This window comes from Aestuariivivens insulae, assembly GCF_022662195.1.
Lineage (GTDB): Bacteria > Bacteroidota > Bacteroidia > Flavobacteriales > Flavobacteriaceae > Aestuariivivens > Aestuariivivens insulae.
Genome location: NZ_JAKMCS010000030.1, coordinates 1 through 1,337 on the forward strand (window position 1 = coordinate 1; position 1,337 = coordinate 1,337).

At 37.2% G+C, this 1,337-nt stretch carries 1 protein-coding gene; it reads left to right on the forward strand.

Features of this window, described 5'->3' with window-relative positions; translation table 11 throughout:
- Positions 1–91: 91 nt before the first annotated feature.
- Positions 92–1,288 (forward strand): IS256 family transposase, encoded by a 1,197-nt coding sequence (locus MR062_RS17595; RefSeq protein WP_242206739.1) that lies wholly within the window; start codon positions 92–94, stop codon positions 1,286–1,288.
- Positions 1,289–1,337: the final 49 nt, after the last annotated feature.

Below are 1,337 nucleotides of genomic sequence, written 5' to 3' on the forward strand. Positions count from 1 at the left end.
AGGTAATATCTCACTAAGTGTGTAAAGTTAAAAATATCGAGGGTTGCAACCCTCGATATTTTTTTTGTTTAATTTTAAATTTTATACACTTATGAAGAAAGAAGATTTTCTACACGATGATTTTTTAAAACAGTTTAAAACTGGCGATGAACTAACCTCCTTTTTAAAATCTATACAAAAGCGAGGCATTGAGAAAATGTTGGAAGGTGAACTTGATGCGCATTTAGACTATGATAAGCATCAACAATCCGATAATAGTAATACCCGTAACGGCTATGCTTCTAAAAAGATAAAAACAGCATTAGGAGAGACTAAGATTAAAGTTCCCAGAGACCGGGAGGCCTCTTTTAACCCGATGCTAGTCCCTAAACGAACTAACATGGTCGATGGCATCGAAAACGTGATTATCAGTTTATACGCCAAGGGTATGAGTAATTCTGATATAGAAGAACAAATCCGAGAAGTCTATGATTTTGATGTATCTACCTCTACTATATCCCGTATCACAGACAAAGTAACTAATGATATTGTAGCTTGGCAGAACAGACCTCTAGAACCTGTATATTTAATTACCTGGATGGACGGTATTGTATTTAAGGTGCGTGAAAACTCAAAGGTTATTAATAAAACCATGTACATTGCAGTAGGCTTACGTAGGGATGGTAAAAAGGAAGTTTTAGGGCTTTGGTTGGGCAAGAATGAATCAGCAGCCTTTTGGATGAGTGTATTGACAGATATAAAGGCCAGGGGTGTTCAGGACTTGCTTATCACGGCCACAGATAATCTTAATGGTTTTACCGATACCATTAAAAACGTTTTTCCTGAATCTAAAACACAAATTTGTGTCGTGCATCAAATTCGTAACGCTTGTCGCTATGTGGTTTGGAAGGACAAGAAGGCGTTTACAAAGGATATGAAAAGCATCTACGATGCACCCACCAAAAGCGCAGCAAAAGCCGCTCTGGATGACTTTGCGCAGAAATGGGAAGACAAGTACTCTTACGCTATTAAAAGCTGGAGAGATAACTGGGAGGAGCTTACCGCTTTTTACGAATTTCCTTTAGAAATCAGAAAAATCATTTACACCACGAACCTTATTGAAAACCTTAATGGAAAAATCAGGAAATACACTAAAAACAAGCTGTCGTTCCCAACAGATGAAGCCGTTATGAAATCAACATTTTTGGCTTTAAGAGAGGCTACTAAAAAATGGTCGATGCCTATTAGAAACTGGGGCATTATTTTAAACCAGTTTTTGACTATATTTGAAAAAAGGGTCCGGCTATAAAAAAGCTAAACCCTCGATTTATAACTTACACACTTTACGGGATAGTGTC

Coding starts and splice junctions, on each gene's coding strand:
- MR062_RS17595 (WP_242206739.1), top strand. CDS start 92: ATGAAGAAAGAAGATTTTCTACACGATGATTTTTTAAAACAGTTTAAA.